Genomic DNA, 25,258 nt, shown 5'->3' with positions numbered 1-25,258 from the left:
GTTGTTTAAGGGCTAGTCGCGGAACAGGCCGGCCAGGTCGGTGGCTGTCAACGCGCCGCTGGAGAGGGAATCCCCGCTCATCACATCGGAGAACAGCTGGGACTTCTTGGCCTTGAGCGCCATGACCTTTTCCTCGATGGTGTCCTTGGCGACCAGCCGGTAGACCATGACGTTCTTCTTCTGGCCAATGCGGTGGGTACGGTCCACCGCCTGAGCCTCCGAGGCGGGGTTCCACCACGGGTCAAGGATGAACACGTAGTCGGCCTCGGTCAGGTTCAAACCAAAACCACCGGCCTTGAGGCTGATGAGGAACAGCGGCGCCGTGCCGGTCTTGAATTCATCCACGACGGCGGCCCTGTTGCGGGTGCTGCCGTCCAGGTAGGTGAAGTCAATGCCCTCGGCAACGAGGCGGTCGCGGACCTTGCCCAGGAAGCCGGTGAACTGGCTGAAGATCAACGCCCGGTGGCCTTCCTTCACCACATCCTCGAGCTGTTCAAACAAAACATCCAGCTTGGAGGAGCGCACACCTGCCTGCGTTTCATCCACCAGGGAGACGTCCAGGCTGAGCTGACGCAGCAGGGTCAGGGACTGGAAGATGGTGAACCGGTTCTTGTTCACGTCCTCCAGCAGACCAAGGATCTTGGCACGTTCACGCTGCAGATGGGTTTGGTAGATCTTCTGGTGCCGCGGGTTCAATTCCACTTCAAGGATTTGTTCCTGCTTGGCGGGAAGATCGGCAATGACGGCTTCCTTGGTGCGGCGCAGCATGAGCGGTTTCACCCGGGCCCGCAGCTTGCTTAGCAGCTCCGAATCGGCGTTCTTCTCGATGGGCCGTTGGTAGAATTCGGCAAAGCGTTTGGGGCTGGGGAAAAGACCCGGTGCCACGATGGACAGCAGGGCCCACAACTCCATGAGGTTGTTTTCCATGGGCGTACCCGTCACGGCCAGCTTGAACGGTGCCTTGATCTTGCGGGCACACTGGTAGGCCTTGGACTGGTGGTTCTTGACGAACTGGGCCTCATCAAGGATCAGCCCGGCAAAAGGCTGCATCCCGTATTCGGCAAAATCGATGCGGAACAACGCGTAGGAGGTGATGACAATGTCGGCGCCGGCGAAGAAGTCTGCGGAAATCAGCCCGCTCTTGGCAAAGGTCTCCGAGACCGTCACCACCTTCAGGCCAGGGGCGAACTTCAGGCTTTCACTGGCCCAGTTGCCCACCACGGAGGTGGGTGCCACCACCAGGAACGGCTTGTTCAAATCGGGGTCTTCGGCCTTGACCTGGCACATCAACGCCAGGGTCTGGACGGTCTTGCCCAAACCCATGTCATCGGCGAGCACGCCGCCCAGGCCAAAGCTGTACAGGAAGTGCAGCCAGTTGAAGCCGTCCAGCTGGTACGGGCGCAAGGTGGCATTGAGTGTGGGCGGGGACGGCAGCGCCACGGGAGGACCGCCGTCGAGCAGTCCGGAAATGGCCTTGCTCCAGGCCTGGGCCTGCTCGTCAACAATGCCCAGCTGGGCCAATTCATCCCACAGCCCGGCCTGGAAGCGGCTGATCCGCAGCTCGCCATCCTTGTTGTCATTCAGGCCGCGGGCTTCCTCAATGAGCGCCCGCAGCTGGTGGAGTTCCGGGCGGTCCAGGGAGAAATAGGCGCCACTGGGCAGCAGCATGCGGGTGTTCCCGGCGGCCAGGGCGGAGAACACGGCGGCGAAGGAAACGTACTGGCCTTCTAGGGTGATCACGATGCCCAGGTCGAACCAGTCGCGCTCGTCGGTGGCCTTGGTGGAGATGGTGACCACGGGTGCCTCGGTGACCTCGCGGTAGCTGGCGATGTCGCCGGAGGTTTCCACGGTGACCCCGGGCAGTTCGGCGAGCCGCGGCGCCACCACTTCGGTGAAGGTGAGGGTGTCAAGGCCGTTCAACTGCGCGGAGGCCGCCAAAATGGGGTCACCCCAGGCGTTGTTGGCCGCCACGCCCATGGCAGTGATCTCCTCCCACGGCTGCCCAACACTGGCAATGAGCCTGGCCTCGGCGCCGTTGTCACGCACGGCAGCCTCGCCCAGTTCCGGCCACAGCGGCAGGGAGGTGATGCGGCTGCCCACGGGGTAGTGCCATTCCCAGTGCAGGCGCACCGTGTGGTCGGTGCCGTACGCCGCCAGGAGCGACAGCGTGGGCTCAACATACGCCGGCAATTCCACCGAGTGGTCAGCGGAAACCACGGCCGCCGCCTGCTTGAGCTGCGGGTAGAACTGGGTCAGGAACTTCTCGCGCGCCAGCTCCGGGACGTGCACGTTCTCCTTGCGCAACGCGAAATCGAGCAGCTGCGCGGACGTGTCCGCCGGCAGCGGTGCCACGGTGATATTGCCCCGCACGACGCCGTTGCGCGCCAATGATGTGCTGCCCGAGCTGGGTACTGGCTCGCTTTGGTCACTAATGAACAGCCCGCTGACGGGGGTGCCTACCCGGCCCACGACCTCTTGCTTGACGGTGATGCCGTCCACCTCAATGAGTGGCCCAACATCCAGGCCGCCGGCCTCCGGACGGGTCACATCAAGGGACAGTGTGGCCTCGGCCGTGCTCACCCGGATGGGATCGCCGGTTCCAGACTGGATCAGGGCAATGCCGTTTTTGTGCGCACTGGCCAGCAGCTGCCACAAATTCCGGCCGGCAAAGTCATTCAGGGCCAGCCAGGCGCTCGCGTTTCCGTGGCTGTACTGGCGCGGGCTGTGCGAGGACAGGAACTCGCTGAGCCATTCCAACTGGGTTTTATCGTGCACGCCGCCGTACGCCAGGTACCCCAAGGTGGCCCAGCTGACGCCGGACTTGACCCATTTGCCGCGATTGCCCATGACCACGGGGCGAACGTTGAGGACTGCTTCGGCGGGGACTGTGCTGCCGCGGCCGCGGTAGGAGAACCGCGGTGGCGGCACATGCAGCTCAAATTGCAGACCCAAGGCGGGTGTGTCGGGGCTGGGGGCCGCGGTGGTTGGTGGCAGCAAGGCAGACAACGCCGCTTCCCAGGAATCGGGGGCCAGCTCGGCTCCGGCTTCGGCGGGCGCGGGGGCTGCAGCCTTGCCGCCCTTGGCCTTTGCCAGCAGTGTTTCAAGATACGTGGGTTCGCGGGGGGCTTCCTCCGGAACAAAGAAGTCGGTGAATGATTGTTCCGCCTCGGCGGCGGCAATCAACGCCACAACGTGCTTGCAGTTTTGGCGCACGGGGCAGTTGCAGATGCCCACCCGGCAGGCGATGACGCCGTCGTGCTCGCGCACCAACTTGGCTGTCGTCTTGTATTTCTGGGCGCCAAATACCGTACCGGAGAGCAGGCCCGTGGCTGGTTCCAGGACAATGTCTGCGACACGGTCCTCATCAGCGTAGGCACGGCCAGCGGCAATGGAATTTTCGGTGAACTCGGCGACCCGCGTTAGTAAACGAGAATCGGCGGAGGAGTACGTCACGGAACTTTTCCACCTGTCGGTTGGGGATGATCCAAGGCCAAGGACCACATCTATCAATCTTACGCAGCATTGGGGACCGTGATTACCCCAAGATTCCCTTTGCCCACAACTGCGGCCAAGAACTGCCCCCAATGCAGTTCCTGGCCGCGTCCCGCCGTGGGAGAACGTTTTTAAGTTGCGGGGTGTGCCGCGGCTTCCTTGGCGGGTGTTTTCACCAGGAACAAGGCGAAGAGCAACGCCACAATGGCCGTGACCACCAGCAGGGACAGCCCAATGGCGTACTTGTAGTGCTCGGCATCGGGGTTGTACGTCCAGCCCATGATCAGCGGCGGGAAGTACCCGCCCAAGCCGCCGGCGGCACTGACAATGCCGCTGATGGTCCCCACCTTGCCCTCGGGGGACAGTACGCCAACCCAGGCGAACACGCCGCCCGTGCCCAAACCAAGTGCCGCCGCCAGGCCAATAAAGATGGGTCCCGCCTGAACATCAGCGGCAGGTTCCAGGGCAACCAGGAATCCCAGGACCGCAACACCCGCCAGGGAAGCCAAAACAACAGGTTTGGAGCCGATCTTGTCCGCCAACGCCCCGCCAATGGGCCGGGCAATCACGGCGGCCAGCGCAAAGCCGGCCGTCCGCGCGCCGGCAGCACTCGGATCAAAGGCGTAGACGTCGCGCAGATACGTGGGCAGATAGGTGGCGAAGGAGACAAAACCGCCAAAGACTACGGCATACAGGAAACACATTTTCCACGTGACAGCCAGCTTGGAGGCCTCCACGAGTCGGGGCATGACCGGTGCCGTGCTGGGCTGCCAGCCGGGGGCGTTCTTCATGAAACACCACACCAGCACGGCCATGACTGCCAGCAGCCCGGCGACCACCAGGTGGGTTGGCACGTAGCCGATGGACTTCACCAAGCGCGGGTTCAGGAACGCCGCCAGGGCTGTGCCACCCATGCCTGCGCCAAAAACGCCTGTGGCAAATCCGCGGCGGGCTGGCGGGTACCAGGCGCTGACAAAGGGGATGCCCACAGCAAATACCGTCCCCGCAATGCCCAGGAGGAAGCCGGCAAGCAGCACCAGGGCAAGGGAATTCAGGGCGCCACCCAGGGCCACCAGCAACACCGTGGGGATGGTGGCCACCAGCACAAAGGTAAAGAGGGCCCGGCCGCCGTACTTGTCCGTCATGATGCCCACAACAATGCGGCCCAGGGACCCCACAAAGATGGGCATGGCCACCAGGATGCCCATGGTTCCAGCGGAAAGTTCAAGGTTCTTGGCATAGTGGGAACTGAGGGTGGCGATGATGTTCCAGGCCCAAAACCCCACCACGGAGGCGGCCGTGGCCAGGATCAGGTTCAACGCCTGACCCTTCAGTGCGGGTGCTGCCGTGGTCTGTGCCATGGTCTCTCCTAGGGTCAGTTAGCGGTTGCGGGTGTCGCGGTCGCGCGTGCCCACGTCCGACCATCCGTCACGGTTGGCAGCGCTGGCGCCCAAGTCCCTGGAGCGGTACACAATGTAGGGCCGGAACAAGTAGTGCAAGGGCGCCGTGAAAGCGTGGACAAGCCGGGTGAACGGCCACACCATGAACAGCAGCATGCCCACCAGCGTGTGGAGGTGGAACGACGTGGGAGCGGCAGCCATGGCGGCAACGTCCGGTTGAAAGATGAACAGCGAGCGGAACCAGGGGGAGACGGTGTCGCGGTACGTCACCCCGTGTTCGTCAAAGAACACGCTGGCCAACGTGGTCCACAGGCCAAAGAGAATGGCGGCCAGCAGCACCACATACATGAGTTTGTCGTTCTTGGTCGTGGCCATGAAAACGGGGCCTGTCTTGCGGCGGCGGTAAATCAGCAAGGCAATGCCGGCCAAGGTCCCCACCCCGGCAATGGAGCCCACAAACAAGGCGTTGAAGTGGTAAATGTCCTCGGTCATGCCCACAGCTTCGGTCCACGATTTGGGGATGACCAGGCCAAAAAAGTGCCCGGCAATGACGGCCAGCAAGCCAAAGTGGAACAGCGGGGAACCGATCCGCAGCAGCCTGGATTCATACAGCTGGGAGGAGCGGGTGGTCCAACCAAATTGATCGTATTTGTAGCGCCAGATGGAGCCGCCTACCAGGATGACCACCATGACGTAGGGCAGCACGCCCCACAGGAAAATGTCCATTGTTCAGCTTCCTTTCATGGGCAGCAGCCGCGGATCGTAGGGGTCCAGGCCCACGGATTCGGTGGGCGGTCCGTAACCGGCCATCCGCATCACGGCCTGTTCGTCCGCCGGCGACGCCCCGGGCAGGGCGTTGCACACGGCCTGCACAATGGCGCTATGGGGCAGATTGTCCCGCAGCAGCCCAAACTTGATCAGTTCAAGGCTGGGCCGGTACTGCTGCAACAATTCCTTGCCGGCGGCCAGGTCCACGGTGGCCGCATATTCCAGCACCATGGGTAGATAGTCCGGCAGTTCCCCACGGGTGTCCACCAGCGTGTCCGAGCCGCGGTAGACCTTCTTGAACGCCCCCAGCACCTCCCCGCGGCGGCGCGTGTCCCCGTCCGTCCAGTAGGAAAGGTGCAGGGCGTGGCGCTTGCCCAGGTCAAACTCCCGGACGTACTGGGTTTGCAACTCCATCACGTCGGTGCCCTCCAGTAGTTCCAGTACGACGGCGAACGGCTGGGTTGCGCCCGGAAACTCGCCGAGCGCGGCGCGCATGAGCGGCACCCTGGCCACGAGTTCGGCATCGGGATAGGACAGGCACCAGGCGGCGGCTAAAAACGACACCTGATCTTGCTTGCCCGTCGCCCTGCTCATGAGCCACCGCCGTCATGAGCATCCGCCCGGGCTTCGTCGGCAGCCCCGCCGGGGTGGTTTTGCGGGAACAGGCCAGGCGGCGCACCGTTGCCGTCCCAATTGAGCAGGTTCACCCTGCCGCGCAGTGTGTCAGCTCCCGCCACGGAATCCGAACTTTGCCTGTCCTTGAGCGCGTTGAACGTTTCCACGGCCACAGGTGTGGGGCGTCCGCTGGCCTCACCGAAGGGGGAGTTGCCCATGGCCCCCATGCCGGGTCCGCCGTCGAAATCCAGGGAACAGCCCATCTCCTCAAGGTCGTGCGCCTGCTCGGCGTGCGCCTTGGGGATCACGTAGCGCTCGCTGTACTTGGCGATGGCCATGAGCCGGTACATCTCATACATGGTGGCCCCGTCCATGCCCACACTGGCCGGGATGGACTCGTCGGGGTCATTGCCCAGGGAAATCCCGCGCATATAGGCGCGCATGGCCGCCAACTTGCGCAGCACCTGCGTGACTTGCTCGGTGTCTCCGGCCGTGAACAGTTCGGCCAAATACTCCACAGGGATGCGCAGGGCGTCAATGGCGCCGAAGAGCACGTCCTGACTTTCGGCGTCGTGCCCTTGATCGCGGAGCAGGTCAACTACGGGGGAGAGCGGCGGGATGTACCAAACCATGGGCATGGTGCGGTACTCGGGGTGCAGCGGCAGGGCCAGTTTGTACACCTTGGTCAGCGCATAAACGGGCGACTTTTGGGCGGCCTCGATCCAGTCCTCCGCGATTCCCTGCTCGCGGGCAGCCGCGATGACCGCGGGATCGCTGGGATCCAGCAGAACGTCCATCTGCGACTGGTACAAATCTCTGGGGTCGGTGACCGAGGCCGCGGCGGTGACGGCGTCGGCGTCGTACAGGAAAAGGCCAAGGTAGCGCAGCCGGCCCACGCAGGTTTCCGAGCACACGGTGGGCAGGCCCACCTCAATCCGCGGGTAGCAGAAGGTGCACTTCTCGGCCTTGCCGGTCTTGTGGTTGAAGTAAATCTTCTTGTAGGGGCAGCCGGTCATGCACTGGCGCCAGCCGCGGCACTGGTCCTGGTCCACCAGCACGATGCCGTCTTCAACGCGCTTGTAAATTGCGCCGGACGGGCACGAAGCCATGCAGGAGGGGTTCAGGCAATGCTCACAAATACGCGGCAGGTAGAACATGAACGTCTGCTCATACTCAAACTTGATTTTGTCCTCGGACTCGCGGCGCACCTTCTCCACGATCGGATCCAAATGGCCCAGCTCGCTGGTGCCGCCCAGGTTGTCGTCCCAATTGGCGCTCCAGGTGATTTTCGTGTCCTTGCCCGTGATCAGGCTCTTGGGTCGGGCCACGGGGAAATCGTCGCCCAGGGGCGCATCCACCAGCGTCTTGTAGTCATACGTCCACGGCTCGTAGTAGTCCTTGAGCTCTGGCTGGATGGGGTTGGCGAACAGGCCCAACAGCTTCTTCACGCGCCCGCCGGCCTTGAGCCTGAGCCGGCCGCGCTTGTTCAGCTCCCAGCCACCCTTCCACTTTTCCTGGTCCTCGTAGCGGCGCGGATAGCCCTGCCCGGGACGGGTCTCCACATTGTTGAACCAGACGTACTCCACCCCGGCCCGGTTGGTCCAGGCCTGCTTGCACGTGACGGAGCAGGTGTGGCAGCCAATGCACTTGTCCAGATTCATGACCATGCCCATTTGAGCCATTACACGCATTAGTACTGCACCTCCTGGGAACGACGGCGGATGGTGGATACGTTGTCCCGCTGGTTTCCCGTGGGGCCAAGGTAGTTGAACGCGTACGTTTGCTGGGCGTACCCGCCAATCAGGTGGGAGGGTTTCACCAGCAGGCGGGTCACCGAGTTGTGGATGCCGCCGCGCCGGCCCGTGGCCTCCGACTTGGGGACGTCGATGGTGCGCTCCTGGGCGTGGTGGATGTAGGCAACGCCTACCGGCATGCGGTGGCTGACCACGGCCCGGCCCACGAATACGCCGTTCATGTTCACGCACTCAACCCATTCGTTGTCTAAGACGTTGATGGAGGCGGCATCCTGTGGGCTCAGCCAGACTGTTGGGCCGCCGCGGGAGAGCGAGAGCATGAGCAGGTTGTCCTGGTACTCGGAGTGGATGGACCACTTGGAGTGCGGGGTCAGGTACCGGAGAACAATTTCCTGTTCCCCTGTGGGGCCCAGCTTGGGTTCGCCAAAGAGTTTGTGCATGTCTAGAGGTGGCCGGTAGATGGGCAGCGCCTCACCAATGTCGATGATCCAGTCGTGGTCAAGGAAAAAGTGCATGCGACCCGTGAGCGTGTGGAAGGGCTTGAGTCGCTCAATGTTGATGGTGAAGGGAGCGTAGCGCCGCCCGCCCGTCTCCGAGCCCGACCACTCCGGGGAGGTGATGACCGGAACTGGCCCGGCCTGGGTCATGGCAAAGGAGATGTGCTTTTCCTCGCTGCCCTCGGCCAGATCCACCAGCTTCACGCCCGTGCGCTTCTCCAGTTCCCTGAAGCCGCTGACGGCAAGTTGGCCGTTGGTGGTGCCGGAAAACGTCAGGATGGCCTCGGCCAGTTTCGCGTCCGTGTCGATGGCTGGGCGTCCGTGCGCCGCACCGCCCAGCATGACACCGTTCGCCTTGGCGAGGTGCGTGAGTGCTTTGTCCAGTTTGTAGTTGACGTCCTTGACGGTGAACCCGAGCTTGTCCGCCAGCGGGCCCACGGCCGTGAGCTTGTTGGCAATGGCGGTGTAGTCGCGCTCCACCACCATGAAGTTGGGCATGTTTTGCCCGGGTACACCGTCAATGCCGTCCTCACGCCAGTCGCGGACCACCCCGCCAGGCTGGGCGATCTGCCCCACGGTGTCGTGAATGAGCGGGACACTGACCAGGTCCTTGCGGGTGCCCAAATGCTTCACCGCCTGGCGTGAGAACTCCTCGGCCAGCAGTTGGAACATCTCAAAGTCGGTTTTTGTCTCCCATGGTGGGTCAATGGCGGGGGTGAAGGCGTGCACAAACGGGTGCATGTCGGTGGAGGAAAGGTCGTGCTTCTCGTACCAGGTTGCCGCCGGAAAAACGACGTCGGACAGCAGGGTTGTGCTGGTCATGCGGAAGTCCGCGGAGACCAGGAAATCAAGCTTGCCCTCGGGGCCTTGCTCATGCCATTTCACGTCCTTGGGCTTGAGGGAGGCCTCGCTGTCCTGGCCCATGACGTTGTTGTGGGTGCCGAGCAGGTTGCGCAGGAAGTACTCGTTGCCCTTGGCCGAGGAACCAAACAAGTTGGAACGCCACAGCACCAGGGTGCGCGGCCAGTTTTCCGGCGCGTCAACGTCCTCGATGGCCGGGTTGATGGTCCGGTTCGCCAGTGACTGCGCCACCCACGTCTTCTCATCCGGGGCTTCGCCTGCTGCGACTGCTGCGATGGCTTGGTCCGCCAGATCCAGCGGGTTCGCATCAAATTGTGGATAAAACGGCATCCAGCCCAGCCGTGCCGACTGTGCCAGCGCGTCAGCCGTGTGCATGCCATCCAAATTGCCCGTGGACAGGGGGGACTTCAGGGCATCGGCGGAGTAGCCGTCCTGGCGCCACTGGTCGGTGTGCATGTACCAGTAGCCGGTACCGATCATGGTGCGCGGCGGGCGGGACCAGTCAAGGGCATTGGCCAGGGACACCCAACCGGTCATGGGGCGGCACTTCTCCTGCCCCACATAGTGAGCCCAGCCGCCGCCGTTGCGGCCCATGCAACCCGTGAGCATGACCAGCGCCAAAATGGCCCGGTACGTGGTGTCGCCGTGGAACCACTGGCAGATGCCGGCGCCCATAATGATCATGGAACGGCCCTTGGACTGCTCAGCATTGCGGGCAAATTCGCGGGCAATACGGATGCACGCCTGGGCGGGAACTGAGGTGATTTCTTCCTGCCAGGCGGGGGTGTAGGGGGTTGCGGCGTCGTTGTAGTCCGTGGCCCAATCGCCCGGCAGGCCAGGCCGGCCCACACCGTATTGGGCCAGCATCAGGTCGTAGACCGTGGTGACCAGATGGCCCTCAACCATCGTGGCGGGCACCCCGCGCCTGAGGATGGAACCGGTCCCTTCGGGGTCCTCAAAGCATGGCAGCAGAATCTCCACTGATTCGCCGGACACCTCGGCCATGCTCAGGGCCGGTTCAATGCCCGCCAGGTCAAGGTTCCACTTGCCCTCACCGGTTTTGGAATACCTGTGGCCCAGGGTGCCGTTGGGGACAATGGCACTACCGCTCACCCGGTCAAAGAGCATCGTCTTGAATGCCGCATCCTCCTGGTGTTCCTGGCCGGGGACCAGCGCGGCGGTGAGGAATTTTCCGGGACTGTACGTTCCGTCGTCGCGCTTCACCAGCCTGATAAGGAACGGCAGGTCGGTGAACTGGCGGACGTAGCCTTGGAAGTACGGCACCTGGCGGTCCACGAAAAATTCCTTGAGCATCACGTGGCCCATGCCCATGGCCAGGGCGGCGTCGGTGCCGGCCGCGGCGGGCAGCCATTCGTCGGCGAACTTGGTGTTGTCCGCATAGTCTGGGCTGACGGCTATGACCTTGGTGCCGCGGTACCGCACCTCTGTCATCCAGTGGGCGTCGGGGGTGCGGGTGACGGGGACGTTGGAGCCCCACATCATCAGATAGGTGGCATCCCACCAGTCGCCGGACTCCGGGACGTCGGTCTGGTCGCCAAAAACTTGGGGGCTGGCCACGGGAAGGTCCGCGTACCAGTCATAAAAGGAGGTCATGACCCCGCCAATGAGCTGCACGAAGCGGGTGCCAATGGCGTGGCTGACAATGGACATGGCCGGGATGGGGGAGAAGCCCGCCACCCGGTCCGGGCCGTACGTCTTGATGGTGTTCACGTGCGCGGCGGCAGCAATTTCCAGCGCCTCGGCCCAGGAGGTGCGGACCAGGCCGCCCTTGCCCCGGGCATTCTGGTACCTCTTGCGCTTCTCCGGGTCACTGGCCACCTCGGCAAAGGCCAGCACGGGGTCCTTGAGGCGGGCCTTGGCCTCGCGGTACATTTCCACGAGCACGCCGCGGGCGTAGGGGAAGCGGACGCGGGTGGGGGAGTAGGTGTACCAGGAGAATGCCGCGCCGCGGGGGCAGCCGCGGGGCTCATACTCTGGGCTGTCCGGACCCACGCTGGGGTAATCGGTCTGTTGCGACTCCCACGTGATGATGCCGTCCTTGACGTACACCTTCCACGAACACGATCCCGTGCAATTCACGCCATGGGTTGAGCGCACCACCTTGTCATGACTCCACCTATCCCGGTAAAAGATGTCACCGGCCCGTCCGCCCTCCCGGAAAACCGCGCGGGAGTCATCACTCACATCCCACTTGGTGAAGAAGCGCCCCAGCTTCAACATGGCATCCGACGCCGGTCCATCGACTCCAGCAACAAAAGGTTCAGCAGTCATGGCCCCACCCTAGGGTGAGTTTGGCCGGTTTTCTACAGTCGCTGGATTAGTTAACAAAGCGCTGCGCTAATTGTTGCCTACTTCATGCGACTTTTATTTTTTGTGGCGGCGTTTGTGTCACGGATGTGGGGCAATATGACGCGGTGCGCCGCTCTCCCCTAAACCCCAACTGGCCCGCAGAAAACGCCGAAAATGCACGGTTCTACCGTGATTTTCGCCGTTTTCTGCGGGCCAGTTGGTGGGCGGCGTTGCCGCGCCACTGGTGCTCGTCACTGTTGCTTGCGAGGCAAGAATCCTGTGGTTGCTCACAGTGGTGCGACATCAGGAACCAGGGCTGCCCTGCATTATGCGCAGCCGTCCTTGTCGACACGGCGCTGCTCTAACACTGGCGCCACGCCAGCCACTCCCCGTGCGCAGACACAAAGTGGCCCCAGGATATGCGCCACGCCAACTCCCCGACTGGCGCATAACCCAGCAAGGAGCACCCAGCAGACCCCAGGCAGTCCACAACACGCCCTCAACAAGCCAAGACAACCCGGAGACGAGCTCACCCCCATCCACGCCGCCCAACCCACCCCAATTACGTATTGGTTGCCGTTGGGCCCACGCCCGAGGGCTCCCTGGCTGAGCTTGCGAGCTGAGGGACGGCGTGGCGACTAGTTGCGGCGGAAGGCCAGGTCGAAGATGACGCGGCCGGCCTTGTGGGCCTTGTTCTCAAAACTGGTCAGGATGCGGCCGTCAAAGCGCGGCGCCCACCCGCCCACAGCATCGGGCTCATCACTTTGCTCGCAGTCAACCCCGCTGAGCCGCGCTTCGGTGAGGGGGCTCGCGGAACCTGTGCGCTCGCCGTCGTGCATGTTGGTGAAATCAGCTGACGCCGCACCCACCTGCTGCATTTGCTCGGCATAGGTGGACCAGTCGGTGGCCAGGCGCCAAATGCCACCCGGGGCCAGCACGCGGGCAACCAGCGGGGCGAACGTGTCCTTCACCATGCGGCGCTTGTTGTGCTTGGACTTGTGCCACGGGTCCGGGAAGAACACCCAGACCTGGCTCACGGAACCGGCAGGCAGCATGGTGCTCAGCACCTCGGGCGCGTTGGCCTGCACCACGCGGACGTTGCTCAGCTCCTTGGCCACAATCTTTTGGATGGTCTGTGCCAGGCCGGGCGTGTACACCTCAACGGCGAGGAAGTCCATGTCCGGGTTCTCCATGGCGGCGTGGACCACGGCATCGCCCAGGCCCGAGCCAATCTCCACCACCAGCGGTGCCGTGCGGCCAAACTCGGCCTCGGCGTCAAAAACGTATTCCGGGTGGACGGAGGTGTCGGCAATGTGGCGGGGGACGTCCACAGCCAGGGTGTCCGAGTGGTCGTCCCAGGCCTGCTGGCGCCGGCCCTGCAAACGCGTGCCGCGGCGCACAAAGGACACCGGCTGGGCGCGGTAGGTTCCCTCGGCGGCCTGGCTGCCAGGGGTGACGGGGCGCGCTGTGCCGTCCTGCGAACGCGGTGCGCGCTCCTCAACGGGCGCAGTTGCTGGCGCGTTGGCCGCCGGTGCGGATGATTCGGGGACGGAAGCTGGGGTTTCACTCATCCCTTTAAGGGTACCGGGCTTCTTCTGGCGGCAAGGAACGGGGTGTGTTTGAACGCCCGCCAACCGCGATTGCTGACCGTAGCCACCAAAAGCTGTGTGCAGCCATGCAGCTCGGGGCTGCGGTCAGCATTCGAGCAGAGCAGAAGGTGAGATATGGCACTAAGGTGAGTGCCCGGCGTCGTGCCGCTGTTAGACTAGGAATACTTAATGTGCATCAAGCGCATTCTGCGTCGATGAACGCATGCAACTTGTCCCGCAAAGATTTTGCTTTACGCAACTCGCGGTTGACACGCTCTGGCATTGAATCGGCGAACCCGCGGTCAAAACTGATCGTGGGACGTTGAACCGCCTTACGAAAGATTCTCTCTTTACATGACAACTTTTGCTGCCCTTGGTGCGCCCAAGGAAATCGTTGCTTCACTCGCCGCTCAGGGCATTGAAGAAGCATTCCCCATCCAGATCAAGACCCTGCCGGACACCCTGGCAGGTCGCGATGTTCTGGGTCGCGGCCGCACCGGCTCCGGCAAGACCATTGCCTTCGCCATCCCGCTCGTTGCCCGCCTGGCCGAGCGCGAAGCCCCTTACTTCCGCAAGCCCGGCCGTCCCATGGGCTTGGTGCTGGCACCCACTCGTGAGCTGGCAACCCAGCTGAACAACACGATCGAGCCGCTGGCCAAGGCCATGGGCTTGAACACCACAGTCATTTACGGCGGCGTCTCCCAGGCCCGCCAGGAAAAGGCACTGCGCGCCGGCGTTGACATCGTCATCGCCTGCCCGGGCCGCCTCGAAGACCTCATGAAGCAGCGCATCGTTTCGCTGGAAAGCGTTGAGATCACTGTTTTGGACGAGGCCGACCACATGGCTGACCTGGGCTTCCTGCCCGTCGTCAAGCGCCTGCTGGACACCACCCCCACGCAGGGCCAGCGCATGCTGTTCTCCGCAACGTTGGACAACGGCGTGGACAAGATTGTTCAGCGCTACCTCTCCAACCAGCTCACACACTCAGTGGATGAGCCGGTTGCCACGGTTTCCACCATGGAACACCACGTTTTGGTTGTTGGCGATCAGACCATCAAGAAGCAGGTCATCGTTGAGCTGGCCTCCGGCGCCGGGCGCCGCATCCTGTTCATGCGCACCAAGCACCACGCCCGCAAGCTGGCCAAGACCCTGACCGACGCCGGTATCCCCGCCGTTGATCTTCACGGAAACCTGTCACAGAACGCCCGTGATAGGAACCTGGCCGAGTTCTCCACCGGCGACGTGCGCGTCCTGGTTGCCACCGACGTTGCCGCCCGCGGCGTGCACGTTGATGACATTGAACTGGTCATCCACGTTGACCCGCCCACAGAGCACAAGGCATACCTGCACCGCTCCGGCCGTACGGCTCGTGCCGGATCCGACGGCGTTGTTGTCACCCTGACGCTCCCCGAGCAGCAGAGCGACGTCAAGAAGCTCATGAAGGCAGCCGGAGTTGACGTGAACTTTGAGCGCGTCAACGCCAGCTCACCGACCATCGCCGGCCTGGTAGGCGATGTTGCCGACAAGATTGACCCCCGCACCCGTGCAGCCTTGCTCGCTTCCAAGCAGCCGGCCCAGGGTGGTGGCACCTCAACCGGCGCCAACGCTCAGCGCAAGCGCGCCCGCACAGGTGCAGCCCCCACAGCCGGTGGCCGTGGCGGCCGCGGTGGACGAGGCCGCGTTTCAGCTGATTCCTCCGAGCGTCCGGCAGCTGCCGGGAACCGGTCCGAGCGTCGTGAAGGCCAGCCTGCCGGCGGCCGCTTTGCCGGTCAGGGCCGTCCCGCCCGTGCAGCCGGTGAAGGCCGTCCGGCACGTTCCGGCGAGGGCCGCCCGGCGCGCGACGGCGACGTGGCCCGCGGCAACCGCGCAGGTCAGGGTTCTGCAACGCGCAGCTCCTCACACACCAACGACGCCCCGCGCAGCACCTCACGCGGTGCCGGTCAGGGTGGCGCAGTGTGGTCCTCCAACACTGGCGGCAACTCCGGTGGCAGCTTCAACTCCAACGGTGGCGGTGCACGCTCCGGCGGACCCCGCCGCGCGTCAGCGCCTGCGTCGAACCAGCGCCGCGGCCGCTAACTAGTCCTTCCGAACTGACCCGCAGTAAACGGCGAAAAATCGATGAAAATCTTGTTTTTTCGGCGTTTTCTGCGGGTCAGATGTGTTTAAGGGCATGGCGCACGACGGCGGCACTCACCGGCGGCGCGCGGGTGCGGCAGCCGCGTATCTCCCCGCAGCTATGGTGGCTGCCGCCATCGTCACCAGGGCGCCCAAAATCAGCGCCGCTGGTTCACCAGGTGCCAACAGATCTTGCTGAATACCAATCGTTGCGGCGGCAACGGGCACTCCCAGCTGCGAGGCGGAGAGCACGCCCAAGGACAGCGGTTGGCCAAGGAAGCGCGTCACGCAGTGGACCGCTATGGCACCAAATCCCAGCGCCAGCCCCAGTCCGATCATGGGCGGGTGCGCGGCCAGTTCGCGCAGATCCAAGGATGCGCCAAGCCAGAGGAAGAACAGCGGGCCCAGGAACCCCTCGGTGATGGCAAAGAGCTGGTGGGCCAGCCTGCGCGGCTCGCCCACCGCCGCAACCGCCAGCCCGAAGGCGAATCCGGCAAGCATGATGGATACATGGCTCCACACCGCAAGCCCCGCCAAGGCAAAAGTACCACCAGCTGGAATCGCAGTTCGAAGGCAAACTTCCTTTGTTCTGAGACCTTGTGAATTCGGCGCCAGCTGCCGTTCGCGTCCGCCCTGCGCAACATCACATAGACCACGCCGGCACTCGCCAACACTGCGAGTGAGCCAAGCGCTGCTGTGCCCGCCGTGGCCGGGTTGAGGACAAGCGGCAGGGCAATGATGGCTAAGGTGTCCGCCATGGCTACCTGGGCTGTCATGGCAAGAATGGGTGGGCCGGACAATTTCAGTGAGCCAATCATGGGCAGCGCCAGTGCTGCGGATGAGGACGCCAGCAACACCAGGTAGAGCGGTGCGTGTCCACCGCCAAAAATAGCAGCCAGGCCAATGCCCACCGCTGCCCCAGCTGCTGCCACCACCACCAGGCGCAGGGCACCACTGCCCAGGGCGGCGCGAATTTTCTTGTCCCGGACCGGGACGTGCGTGCCCACCACGAACATGATGAGGGCGAATCCCATGTCCGCCAGGAACGTGAAAGTGGGCTCGGCCGGGTCCACCAAGCCCAGCCCGGATCGGCCCATGAGGATCCCCGCGAGTAGCTCGCCGATCACCACCGGAATGCGCCACCTTGCCGGGAGCGCCAACAGCGGTCCCAACAAGGCGGCCACACAAATGAGGGCGAGGAGCGGGAACGTCATGGGGCAGCACCCGCGGCTCGGTGCAAACGTGGCTGTTCCATGTGCCCATTGTGCATGGCGATGCTGATTTGCCCAAGGTCCGGGTGAGCAAGGCTAGGTTCTGGGCCACTCAGTCCGACGTGGTGGGCTCTGGCGGAGTCAGGCCCACAAACGGTTCCAAGGCTTCCTTGAAGGCGTGCAGCTCAGCCCGTGGCACAGTGGTGACTCCGTAGGAGATGGAGCGTGCTGGGAGCTTGGATTCCTGATACTCCGTGGCCGCCGTCCCTGTTGTGTCCCGGTCAACATTGACCAGGTACACAGATATCCACTGTGAACCCGAGGATGCCATCCCGTCCCACCACCAGAGCTTTTCCGGATCCGCGGTGCCGTACTGTTCCACCAGATCCTTTTGCCACTCGGCGTCATTCTTGAACGATTCGCCGTCCTGAGTAAGCTTCACGGGACCCAGACCGCGTGCCGTGGTGACCCGGCTGACGATTCTGACGATTTTCTTCCACTCAGCGGTGGATACGGGAAGTGTTGTGCTGCTCCACTCAACGGAGTTGTAGGTGGAGGTCATCGTCTTGCCGCCGTAGCCGTTACCCCAATCACGGTTCCAGCTCGGTTCGCCAGCGGATTTCCAGGTCAAGGAAAAATCCTTGTTGAGAGCAGTTTTGATTTCCGCGAAAAGTCTCGCCGACCCGAATTCGACGTTCTCCTTGACGGGTGCCGCCAGCAGGTCTTCGGGCAGGGAGTAAGCGTGCAGTGGATAGTCTTTCCAGTTGACTGTGACGTCTTGGCCCGCGTCATTGGTGTACGTGGTGGTGGGCGGGGCGGCACATGCGCCCAGACCCAACAAGGCAACCAGTGCCACCGAAGTCACCGTTGCACGAATCGAAACTTTCACAGCCAAACCCTTTCCCCAGAATGGCCAGTCTAGGACGGTCAAGGGTCAACGAGCGTCAGACCACGGGATGACCTCGGAGAATTACGCATCTGACCCGCAGAAAACGCCGAAAAATTGCGGTTTTGGCGCGATTTTCGGCGTTTTCTGCGGGTCAGATGCGGAGCGGGTGGGGCTACCCGACGGGGTCGATGCTCAGGATGGCGAGGAAGCCGCGGCCGGAAATTTCGGGTGCATCCTCGGACCCCACTACTGTGTCGAATTTGCCCAGCGCCTCGGCTGAGGTGACCGGCGCAGCGGAGGAGGCTCCGGCGTCGTCCGGGGAAGCGGGGGAAACCGTGGCAGAGCCCTGCAACAGCACGGCAAATTGGCCGGCAAAGACGGGGTGCGGGCGCTTTTTGGACAGCTCAATGATGGCCGCGTAGCCCTTGAACGCGCCCCGGCGCGTGATCAAATTCAGGTCCTTCAAGGCGCCAGTGGGCAGGGACGCTGAGGTCTGGGAGTCGCCGGAAAAGCGGAACGGGCGGAACTTCTCCAGTGCCTGCTCGGCGCCGTCAACGGTCAGGGCAATGAGCTCGCCGTCGATCACGGTGATGATCCGGTCCATGCCGGGCATGGGTGAAAACGGGCCAGCCTTGGCCACTTCGGCGATGCTGATACGCCAGTCGAAGCCATCGCCGTTCGGAGCCGCGGCAAGCTGCCGGCTCACCCCGCCGCCGTTGGCCCAGGGCGTGGTCTTGAGCGAGGCGTAGCGAACAATGTCCACTACTTTTCATCCTCATTCTTGACGCTGTACACGTGCAGGCGCTTGGGGTCTGAGGGGCGACGGCGGATCTTGCGTTTGTAGTATGACCAGCCTCCCGTGATGGCCAGGGAAACGGCAAAGGCCAGCACGATCTTCAGGGGCAGGTTGATCCGGGCAAAGGTGAGCACCAGGATCATGGCTGCAAAACTGGCGAAGTTGACAATGATGTCCAGCCAGTCGGACTTATTACGCATGGCACCAGCTTACGCGGCATTGCCCAGGCAGTCGGTTGAAGGACGTCATCCGGAAAGGAACGCTAGTGGTAGCTGCGCACAAAGGGCTGGTTGGTGGGCACGATTTCCTTGCCCAGCGGCATCAAGGAGATGGGGATCATCTTGATGTTGGCGATGGCCAGCGGGATGCCAATGATGGTCACGGCCATGGCAACTGCTGTGGTGACGTGGCTGATAACAATCCAGATGCCGGCCACCAGAATCCAAATGACGTTGCCCAGCGTGCTGGCGACGCCTGTGCCACCGGGCTTGTCCACCACAGTCCGGCCAAACGGCCACAGCGCGTACCCGGCAATCCGGAACGACGCGATGCCCCATGGGATGGTGATGATGAGGATGCAGCACACAATTCCGGCCAGGAAGTAGCTGAGCGCCAGCCAAAAGCCGCCGAAAACCAGCCAGATGATGTTCAAGAGTGTCTTCATCACCCCATTCTGCCCTGCCAACACCCACAAAAGCATCAGGGATGCCCCTGAGCTTTCCCCCAGCGCCCCCAGGGGCCGGTGCTAGGCTAAATTGCACCAACTGTTAGCGATTTTCAACGTCAGGAAAACGAAGAAACCATGGATCCCATCACAGCCGTGTTGGTCGTCATCTTGGTCATCATCGCCATTGTTCTGGGCGTGGCGGTCACCCTTGGGGTACTGGCCAGGCGCGGCGTGCTGAGCCTGGTGAAGATTTCCAAGCCCAAGTATGAGTCAGCTAAACGCAGTGCCCTCAAGGCGCGGGCCGAGGCAAGCACCGGGCCCGTCGCGGAGATCCTCAAGCAGCGGGTGGCCTTGGCAGAGTCGTTGGAGGCCACCCGGCGTTCCCTGGGAGTCGCCCAGAGTACCGGCCAGTACACGGGAAATCTTGAGCAGATTTTCAACACCCTTCAGCAGACTGGCGCCGTCATGGAACATCAGCTTCTGGTGGCCCAGCAGGAGCCCGATCCCGCGGTCCAGAGCCTCTATGCCAAAACCCTCGGCGTCCAGGTGGAACAAATCACCCAGACGGCCAAGGGCGTGCGCAACGCCTTGGCCAGCGCCGCTGCCCCCGCCGGTGATGTGGACCTGAAGGACCTCACCCGAACGCTGGAAATCGAGGCTGCCATGCTCAAGAACTGGTCCACCACCTACACGGATCTCGGCAAGGACTAACCTGCCGCCATGAGTTTTTTTGCCCGGATAGCAGCTTTCTTTGCTTTCAAGACTCCCAAGCAGACGTACGACGCCGGAGCCTCCGCTGGCAACCAGCTCACCTTGGCGGATGCCCAGCTTAAGCAGCAGGCCGCCGTGCAGAAAATGCGCCGAGGCGTGGCCGACGTGTCTGTCAGCAGGCAGCGCCTGGATCTGCAGGCAGTCCACCTGCAAGTCGCCATGGACCAGCTCTCCGCCCAGGCCAAGGAATCTGAGGCCGCGGGGGATGGGGCGGCGGCGCAAACAGCCCTGGGCCGCCACCTCATCATGGGCGAACAAATGGCCGATCTCATCTCCCAGCGTGACGCCCTGGCGGAGCAGGAGACAATGCTGATTGCCGCCCTGACTCAGCTGCAGGCCCGGGTTGCCGGGTTTAACGTCACGGCGGAAACTCTCAAAGCCACGCACACGGCGGCCGATGCCCGCCACAGAATCGCCAGCTCGCTGGATGATCTGGACGGGCCGGCGCGCTAGGCCACCGTGCGTGACCGAACCAACATCAAGACTCCGTGACGTTGCCCGTCGCCATCCCGAAGGCAAAGGATTTCTTGGCGTCCGACGCGTTTTCGCCAGCATTGAGGGTGAACGTCACGATGGCACTGCCGGCCGCTATATCCGCAGCCGTCACTGTGTAGCTCGCCGTGAAGCCGCTGTCTTGACCGGGGGTCAATGGCTCGGCCGCCAGCAGCATCTCGGCGGCACCAAGGACGACGGAAACGGAAGCCTGCGTTTCGCCGAGGTTCCGCACCCGGCCGCTGAACGCCAGCACGTCCCCAGCTTTATAGCCGGGAATCACAGTGCCATAGTTCAGATCCTGCGATGCACGGTTGGACAGCACCTGGGGCGCGTCCTCGGAGTAGCCCTGCCCCACTTCCTTCCACGCGGCAGGATCCCAATCCCCGTCGGTCTGCGTCAGCACAAAACGCTCGCCAACACTCTCCCACACGGCGGGACGGCCCGGGGTAATGGACCGCAACACCACGTCCAAGGCGAGTTCACCGGCGTAGCTGGTGCCGCCGTCGGGCGTCAGTTCGGCGGCAGGGGAGGCCAACAAGTCCGCGGGATCCACGGCGACGAACACAATTTCCTGGTAGCCCTGGCGTTCGTAGAGCACGCCAATCCGGCCATCGGGCAGGCGGGCTGCCGTGGAATACTCGGAACTTCCCGCGCACAGTACGACGGCGTGGGGCCACGTTGCGCCGTCGTCTTGCGAGAGTTTCAGCAAGGTGTTCCGGCGCAGCAGAGGGTCGTGGTTGTGGGTGGCGATGAGCCACTGGTCCGTCTCCTTGCCTGCGAGTGCTGTGACGTTGGGGAAGCCGTCAAAGCGGGCCACCGAGCCGTTGTCACTGGGGTCGGGCAGCTCGTGGTGCGGCTGGGCAGGGGAGTAGCTGTGGCCGCCATCGGTGGACACGGCCGTGAGCCGGAACGGGGTGGCGCGCGAATGCATCAACAGGCTGCCGTCAGTGCGGCACACCACCTTGTTTTCATTGCCGCCGGCAATCAACTCACCCAGCGTCCAGGTGTCACCGTGGTCGTCGCTGTACGCACTGGCGGAGGCAATCTCGCCGCGGAATAGCACCACGAACTGCTGCACGAGCCGTCCGGTGAAGGGGCCCGTGTGGATCTGGATGCCCGCGCCGGCCGCAGCAAACAGGCCCGTCATGCCCTCGCGTTTGAGCATGGAGGTGAGGCGGCGATGTTGCCAGGTGACGCCGTCGTCGTCGGAAAAGCTGAGATCGGCGTGCTGGATGCTGTCCGTGTCCGCCAAACCTTCAACGGCCTCAAAGAAGCCGGCATGCGTGCCCGCTGCATGGAACATGAAGATGCGCTGCGTTTGGGTGTCGATCAGCAGGCTGGGATCGCCGTAGCCGTCCAGGCCAGTGCCCGTGCGGACGGTCTGCTGCGGCTCCCACGTGGCGCCGTTGTCCACGCTGCGGCGGATCAACAGGTCGATCGGGTTGGGCAGGTCATCTAGGTTGGGGCGGCCGTCATAGGCGGCTAGGAGGGTGCCGCGCGGGGAAACCGCCAGGGCCGGGATCCTGTACTGGCGGTGGCCAGCCGTTCCGCGGCGGGCAAGGACATGTTCCGATGAGGTAGGACGTAGCTTCACATAGTGAAGTCTAGACCGCTAGGCGATGGTGATGCCCAAATGCGCCGCCAAAATGGGTGCCAGCAGGCCCAGCTGATAGTCATCCAGGACCACTCCGGACATGGAACCCACGCCGTTGAGGGTGCGGAATTCAGTACCACGCAGATCAAGATCCTTCAGCGTGGACTGCTGCAGGTCAAGGGTGCCAATCCGGCAATTCCTCAGGCCCATGCGGGTCACAGTGGCTCCACCCAGATCCAGCTCACCGATGATGGCGTCGCTGATGAGCAGGTCGGTGATCTTGGCGGCGCGAAGATTCAGGAAGTCGATTTTGCCGCCATCAATACGCACCGATTGCCAGCTGCTGTCGTAAAGCTCGGCCGATCCCCAGCGCGGGGACATGATTTCAGTGTCCCGCCAGCTGGTGCGCGCGCCGTGCATCACGGGGGCAAAGCTGTCATTGACCACCGTTCCGCGGAAGCGCACGCCGCGCATTTCCGTGTTATTCAGGGTGGGCCCGTTGAGCTGGCACTCCAGGAAATCCGTGGAAGTCAGGTTTGCATCGTCAAAGGACGGCCTGTCGAAGAACTGCCCATCATAGGTCTCGCCCGGGCCAAAGAAGGCATCGTCATTCTCCGCCAGGTCGTGTAGCTGAAGCGGGGTCAGCCGGGGTTCGCGGGGTTCTTTTTTCGGTGCCATGGCACCAGCTTAGCCAGCTGCGGCGGCACCGAAATTCTGCAACCCGCTACTCATCAAGGGTGATGGCCAGGCTGGAGGAGTATGCGCCGTCGGCGGGGGTGTGCTCAGCGGTGATTGGCTCCGCGGCCGCGGGCCACACCCGTGCCGCCCGGAACTTGAAACCGTCTTGATCCGCTGCCTCCCACTCCAAAATTACGGCCTGGCCGTTTTTCAGTGACGCGTAGCCGGACACGGCAACGCGGGAGAAATGAGCCCAACAACCGCCAGGTGTTGGCTCGGAGTCGATGATTCCCCAGCCTTGCTCATCGTGCCACATCCGAACTACCCCCATGGTTGCCACCTTCGCAGAATAGTGGCCCAGCGCCGAGCGGCGCTAGGGCAGCCGCGCCACCACCCTGAAGCGCTGAAGTACCAGTTCCGTGTTGTCGTCCACTGTGAAGTGCGGGTCTCCCATGGCGTTGCGCATGTCTTGCGAATGCCAAAATGCCTGGTGGCCGGCCCGCCATTGGGCCACAGTGGTGAAACCCTCGCCCTCATCGATGGCATGTTGCAGATCCACATCAGCGAGCCGGATCGTGCGAACCTCTGTCATTTCAATGACTGCCACCGGACTGCCTGCGGAGTCGATGACCACTTCCTGCAGGCCAGCCACGGGCAGCGCCACCTGCTCAACGTCGTATTCAAGGCGCGTGGCAGTGGTGGAGGTCTTGGAACCGTCCAGAACGGCTGCGACGAGCTTGTCCCGCAAGGGGCCGGGAAACGCAAATTCACACATGGGCAGGTCAGTGTATGCGGTCATGCTGCCAGCCTAGTGCCGCTCGCCTTGGACATTTACCCTTGGCCGTTTGCAAGGTTCAGCTGCGCCAATTCCGCGGACATATTTCTCCGGGCCGGGGCTGCCCAGAGCTGTTGCCCCGAATCCGTGCGGAAAAGCGGCTCCAAGGCCAGTAGCTGCCGGAGCACAGCTGCCCGTCCCAAGTTGAACTGGTCCTGGGGAATATGCGCGTAGTCCTTGCGAACATCCGTTACATACTGCCCATAGCGCAAGGGTGCCGAACCCAGGATGGCCAGATCGGCGTCGCACAGCAAAGCTCCAGCGTGATCATTGGCGGCAGGGGTGTGTTGCACCGTCAGCCGCACCAATCGGACCACCTCGTCAACCACGGGAGGCTCCACCAGCCCCGTGAGGTAGTGCCGAGCCAAATCCGCAGATTGCTCCTCATCCCTCCCCGGAACGCCCTCATAGATGGCGTCGTGAAACCATGCAGCCAGGGCCACAGCTGGCGGCGGGGAACTGTTGGTGAGTAGGTCCAGGGACTCCAAAACGGCCAATAGGTGGCTGGTGCAATGGTAGTGGCGGTGAGGTTCGTTCCAGCGGCGCAACAACTCAGCCCCCAGCTCCCGCTGCCCCGGCAGTAGTGCGTCCCAGCGCAATTCCAGCACCGACCCCGCCGACTTGACCCGATACTTGGCCTTGATGCGAAGCCCCGACGCCACGAGGGTGCGCGCCAAGTCCTTGCCAGAGACCGCCACGGCCCCGGCCGCCACCAGATCGTCGTAGCGGCGCGCTGGGACATCGTAGTGGTCTAGGTCAAAGGCGCGTTTGGCCACGTCGTTGGCTGCGGCGAAGTCGTGCAGCTCAGCCAGTGAGGCATCGGAGATCAAATGGGAGAACACTGTCCCGTGGGCCGGCCAATACGGCGGATCGATGAAGATCATGGGCCCAGTTTAGGCCCGGGTGGGGTGCCGGCGTCGTTCGTTTCTGCCAGCCGGGGGCCGTTGCGGACATTCGCTGCTGGGTGGGCCCTAGGCGAATGACCACAGCGGCCCCCGCGCCCCGCTACAGTTCACGTTCCACATAGGCGGCCAGGGCGTCCCGCACAAACGTGGCTCCGGCCGTGCCACCGTAATTGGCGGCAAAGCGTTGATCTGCCACATACATCTCACCCAGGCCCAGCACATAGTCCTTGACGGCGGGGCCGACAGTGGGGCCAGTGTTGAGGCCAGCATTGTCGCCGCCACGGGAGGCGGGCGTGGAGCCGGGCGTCCCAGGAATCGAGCCCAGCCACTCAACGTGGCGCCGCGCCAATTCCTGTGCGGCTGGCGAACCGGCCTTCATTCCGCTTGATGCGGCGGCCCGCCAGTCTCCATTGAGGGCTGCAAGCCGGTCCTTCCAGGCCTGCCGCGCGGCGGCGTCCATGCCGCGCCACCACGCATCACTGCTCGCGTAGGCATCCTTGCCCCAGCGTTGTTCCACTTCCTCCTTGTAGTGCGTGTGGTCAAAGCCGTCGAACATGTTCTGTGCCATGATTTCCACTCCTTCGTGTTGGGCTGCAATGGTCTTTTCGACGGACGCAATCAGCCGCACCAGCCGGGCCTGCTCGGCCCGCAGCAGGGCCACATGCGTCTGCAGAGCCGCCGCGGGTGAGGTTTCGTGGTCCAGCACCGAAGCAATGGCGGGCAAGCCCAGGCCCAGCTCTCTCAGCAACAAAATGCGCTGGAGCTGCATCAGTGCGGCCTGGTCGTAGTGCCGGTAGCCATTGCTGGCGATGCGGCTTGGGGGCAGTAGCCCTATCTCGTCATAGTGACGTAGAGTGCGGCTTGTAGTGCCACTCAATTGGGCCAGCTGCTGAATTGAAAGGTCCATAAACACCACGGTAAAGGTTGACGCAACGTCAAGGTCAAGAAAATTTTGCGAACAATAGAAATCCCGGAATAAGTTCCCTCAACCGTAAGTTGAGCGTAGTAGACTCAAC

The 25,258-nt window shown here is 63.2% G+C and carries 20 protein-coding genes and 1 pseudogene; 3 read left to right on the top strand and 18 right to left on the bottom strand.

The genetic code is table 11. The annotated features are described in order from the left end of the window. Positions 1-12 precede the first annotated feature (12 nt). The 7 genes from ACX80Q_RS02275 to trmB form a co-directional block, all read right to left on the bottom strand. Entirely contained in the window at positions 13-3,390 is a 3,378-nt protein-coding gene (locus ACX80Q_RS02275; RefSeq protein ID WP_459328940.1) for a DEAD/DEAH box helicase, read from the bottom strand. 233 nt (positions 3,391-3,623) lie between these two features. Next, a complete protein-coding gene (locus tag ACX80Q_RS02270; protein WP_459328888.1) occupies positions 3,624-4,853 on the bottom strand; it encodes an MFS transporter in 1,230 nt (409 codons plus the stop codon). An 18-nt stretch (positions 4,854-4,871) separates the two neighbouring features. Continuing rightward, a complete protein-coding gene (gene narI, locus ACX80Q_RS02265; protein ID WP_459328887.1) occupies positions 4,872-5,618 on the bottom strand; it encodes a respiratory nitrate reductase subunit gamma in 747 nt (248 codons plus the stop codon). A gap of 3 nt (positions 5,619-5,621) precedes the next feature. Beyond that, positions 5,622-6,254 carry a nitrate reductase molybdenum cofactor assembly chaperone gene (gene narJ, locus ACX80Q_RS02260; RefSeq protein ID WP_459328886.1) on the bottom strand — a complete coding sequence of 211 codons (633 nt, stop codon included), beginning with the start codon at positions 6,252-6,254 and terminating at the stop codon, positions 5,622-5,624. After that, positions 6,251-7,966 (bottom strand): nitrate reductase subunit beta, encoded by a 1,716-nt coding sequence (narH, locus tag ACX80Q_RS02255; protein ID WP_459328885.1) that lies wholly within the window; start codon positions 7,964-7,966, stop codon positions 6,251-6,253. The genes narJ and narH overlap by 4 nt, the downstream gene beginning before the upstream one ends. Continuing rightward, positions 7,966-11,679 (bottom strand): nitrate reductase subunit alpha, encoded by a 3,714-nt coding sequence (locus tag ACX80Q_RS02250; protein WP_459328884.1) that lies wholly within the window; start codon positions 11,677-11,679, stop codon positions 7,966-7,968. The genes narH and ACX80Q_RS02250 overlap by 1 nt, the downstream gene beginning before the upstream one ends. Before the next feature lie 656 nt (positions 11,680-12,335). Then, the gene (trmB, locus tag ACX80Q_RS02245) at positions 12,336-13,268 is read right to left on the bottom strand and encodes a tRNA (guanosine(46)-N7)-methyltransferase TrmB (RefSeq protein ID WP_459328883.1); all 933 of its coding nucleotides are present in this window, start codon (positions 13,266-13,268) and stop codon (positions 12,336-12,338) included. Between the two features lie 372 nt (positions 13,269-13,640). Here trmB and ACX80Q_RS02240 point away from each other — a divergent pair, with 372 nt between their 5' ends. Continuing rightward, the gene (locus tag ACX80Q_RS02240) at positions 13,641-15,362 is read left to right on the top strand and encodes a DEAD/DEAH box helicase (protein WP_459328882.1); all 1,722 of its coding nucleotides are present in this window, start codon (positions 13,641-13,643) and stop codon (positions 15,360-15,362) included. Between the two features lie 114 nt (positions 15,363-15,476). On the opposite strand, the pseudogene ACX80Q_RS02235 reads toward ACX80Q_RS02240, so the two are convergent. The 5 genes and pseudogenes from ACX80Q_RS02235 to ACX80Q_RS02215 form a co-directional block, all read right to left on the bottom strand. Next, a pseudogene (locus tag ACX80Q_RS02235) lies at positions 15,477-16,615 on the bottom strand (cation:proton antiporter). Positions 16,616-16,724: 109 nt separating this feature from the next. Continuing rightward, complete coding sequence (locus tag ACX80Q_RS02230; RefSeq protein WP_459328881.1) at positions 16,725-17,501, bottom strand: hypothetical protein; 777 nt, start codon at positions 17,499-17,501, stop codon at positions 16,725-16,727. Between the two features lie 172 nt (positions 17,502-17,673). Next, positions 17,674-18,264 carry a HutD/Ves family protein gene (locus tag ACX80Q_RS02225; protein ID WP_459328880.1) on the bottom strand — a complete coding sequence of 197 codons (591 nt, stop codon included), beginning with the start codon at positions 18,262-18,264 and terminating at the stop codon, positions 17,674-17,676. Continuing rightward, the gene (locus ACX80Q_RS02220; protein ID WP_459328879.1) at positions 18,264-18,497 is read right to left on the bottom strand and encodes a hypothetical protein; all 234 of its coding nucleotides are present in this window, start codon (positions 18,495-18,497) and stop codon (positions 18,264-18,266) included. Before ACX80Q_RS02220 ends, ACX80Q_RS02225 begins: the two co-directional genes overlap by 1 nt. A gap of 62 nt (positions 18,498-18,559) precedes the next feature. Then, positions 18,560-18,961: a YccF domain-containing protein gene (locus tag ACX80Q_RS02215; protein ID WP_459328878.1), complete on the bottom strand. Its 402-nt coding sequence runs from the start codon at positions 18,959-18,961 to the stop codon at positions 18,560-18,562. A 138-nt stretch (positions 18,962-19,099) separates the two neighbouring features. Between ACX80Q_RS02215 and ACX80Q_RS02210 the strand changes: the two genes are divergently transcribed. Further along, a complete protein-coding gene (locus ACX80Q_RS02210; protein ID WP_459328877.1) occupies positions 19,100-19,675 on the top strand; it encodes a hypothetical protein in 576 nt (191 codons plus the stop codon). Positions 19,676-19,684: 9 nt separating this feature from the next. Next, positions 19,685-20,188, top strand: coding sequence for a PspA/IM30 family protein (locus tag ACX80Q_RS02205; protein WP_459328876.1), 504 nt, complete (start codon positions 19,685-19,687; stop codon positions 20,186-20,188). 25 nt (positions 20,189-20,213) lie between these two features. On the opposite strand, the gene ACX80Q_RS02200 is transcribed toward ACX80Q_RS02205, so the two are convergent. The 6 genes from ACX80Q_RS02200 to ACX80Q_RS02175 all read right to left on the bottom strand — a co-directional run bounded on the left by ACX80Q_RS02200 (position 20,214) and on the right by ACX80Q_RS02175 (position 25,149). After that, complete coding sequence (locus ACX80Q_RS02200) at positions 20,214-21,824, bottom strand: sialidase family protein (RefSeq protein ID WP_459328875.1); 1,611 nt, start codon at positions 21,822-21,824, stop codon at positions 20,214-20,216. 18 nt (positions 21,825-21,842) lie between these two features. Next, positions 21,843-22,502: a pentapeptide repeat-containing protein gene (locus ACX80Q_RS02195; protein WP_459328874.1), complete on the bottom strand. Its 660-nt coding sequence runs from the start codon at positions 22,500-22,502 to the stop codon at positions 21,843-21,845. Positions 22,503-22,548: 46 nt separating this feature from the next. Then, on the bottom strand, positions 22,549-22,833 hold the full coding sequence (locus ACX80Q_RS02190; protein WP_459328873.1) for a hypothetical protein: 285 nt from the start codon (positions 22,831-22,833) through the stop codon (positions 22,549-22,551). A 42-nt stretch (positions 22,834-22,875) separates the two neighbouring features. Next, the gene (locus ACX80Q_RS02185; RefSeq protein ID WP_459328872.1) at positions 22,876-23,301 is read right to left on the bottom strand and encodes an ASCH domain-containing protein; all 426 of its coding nucleotides are present in this window, start codon (positions 23,299-23,301) and stop codon (positions 22,876-22,878) included. Between the two features lie 32 nt (positions 23,302-23,333). Continuing rightward, positions 23,334-24,221, bottom strand: a complete 888-nt coding sequence (locus ACX80Q_RS02180) for a DUF4031 domain-containing protein (protein WP_459328871.1) — start codon at positions 24,219-24,221, stop codon at positions 23,334-23,336. Between the two features lie 121 nt (positions 24,222-24,342). Next, positions 24,343-25,149 carry a MerR family transcriptional regulator gene (locus ACX80Q_RS02175; RefSeq protein WP_459328870.1) on the bottom strand — a complete coding sequence of 269 codons (807 nt, stop codon included), beginning with the start codon at positions 25,147-25,149 and terminating at the stop codon, positions 24,343-24,345. Positions 25,150-25,258 lie beyond the last annotated feature (109 nt).

The sequence above is a fragment of the Arthrobacter sp. HLT1-20 genome (assembly GCF_054510895.1).
This window is presented reverse-complemented; position numbering and strand designations above follow the sequence as displayed.

Excerpts from the sequence above, each read along its gene's own strand:
- ACX80Q_RS02195 (WP_459328874.1), bottom strand. The coding sequence starts at position 22,502 with ATGGCACCGAAAAAAGAACCCCGCGAACCCCGGCTGACCCCGCTTCAG.
- ACX80Q_RS02185 (WP_459328872.1), bottom strand. The coding sequence starts at position 23,301 with ATGACCGCATACACTGACCTGCCCATGTGTGAATTTGCGTTTCCCGGC.
- ACX80Q_RS02190 (WP_459328873.1), bottom strand. The coding sequence starts at position 22,833 with ATGGGGGTAGTTCGGATGTGGCACGATGAGCAAGGCTGGGGAATCATC.
- narH (WP_459328885.1), bottom strand. The coding sequence starts at position 7,966 with ATGCGTGTAATGGCTCAAATGGGCATGGTCATGAATCTGGACAAGTGC.
- ACX80Q_RS02240 (WP_459328882.1), top strand. The coding sequence starts at position 13,641 with ATGACAACTTTTGCTGCCCTTGGTGCGCCCAAGGAAATCGTTGCTTCA.
- narJ (WP_459328886.1), bottom strand. The coding sequence starts at position 6,254 with ATGAGCAGGGCGACGGGCAAGCAAGATCAGGTGTCGTTTTTAGCCGCC.
- ACX80Q_RS02215 (WP_459328878.1), bottom strand. The coding sequence starts at position 18,961 with ATGAAGACACTCTTGAACATCATCTGGCTGGTTTTCGGCGGCTTTTGG.
- ACX80Q_RS02175 (WP_459328870.1), bottom strand. The coding sequence starts at position 25,149 with ATGGACCTTTCAATTCAGCAGCTGGCCCAATTGAGTGGCACTACAAGC.
- ACX80Q_RS02205 (WP_459328876.1), top strand. The coding sequence starts at position 19,685 with ATGAGTTTTTTTGCCCGGATAGCAGCTTTCTTTGCTTTCAAGACTCCC.
- narI (WP_459328887.1), bottom strand. The coding sequence starts at position 5,618 with ATGGACATTTTCCTGTGGGGCGTGCTGCCCTACGTCATGGTGGTCATC.
- trmB (WP_459328883.1), bottom strand. The coding sequence starts at position 13,268 with ATGAGTGAAACCCCAGCTTCCGTCCCCGAATCATCCGCACCGGCGGCC.
- ACX80Q_RS02270 (WP_459328888.1), bottom strand. The coding sequence starts at position 4,853 with ATGGCACAGACCACGGCAGCACCCGCACTGAAGGGTCAGGCGTTGAAC.
- ACX80Q_RS02210 (WP_459328877.1), top strand. The coding sequence starts at position 19,100 with ATGGATCCCATCACAGCCGTGTTGGTCGTCATCTTGGTCATCATCGCC.
- ACX80Q_RS02180 (WP_459328871.1), bottom strand. The coding sequence starts at position 24,221 with ATGATCTTCATCGATCCGCCGTATTGGCCGGCCCACGGGACAGTGTTC.
- ACX80Q_RS02250 (WP_459328884.1), bottom strand. The coding sequence starts at position 11,679 with ATGACTGCTGAACCTTTTGTTGCTGGAGTCGATGGACCGGCGTCGGAT.
- ACX80Q_RS02220 (WP_459328879.1), bottom strand. The coding sequence starts at position 18,497 with ATGCGTAATAAGTCCGACTGGCTGGACATCATTGTCAACTTCGCCAGT.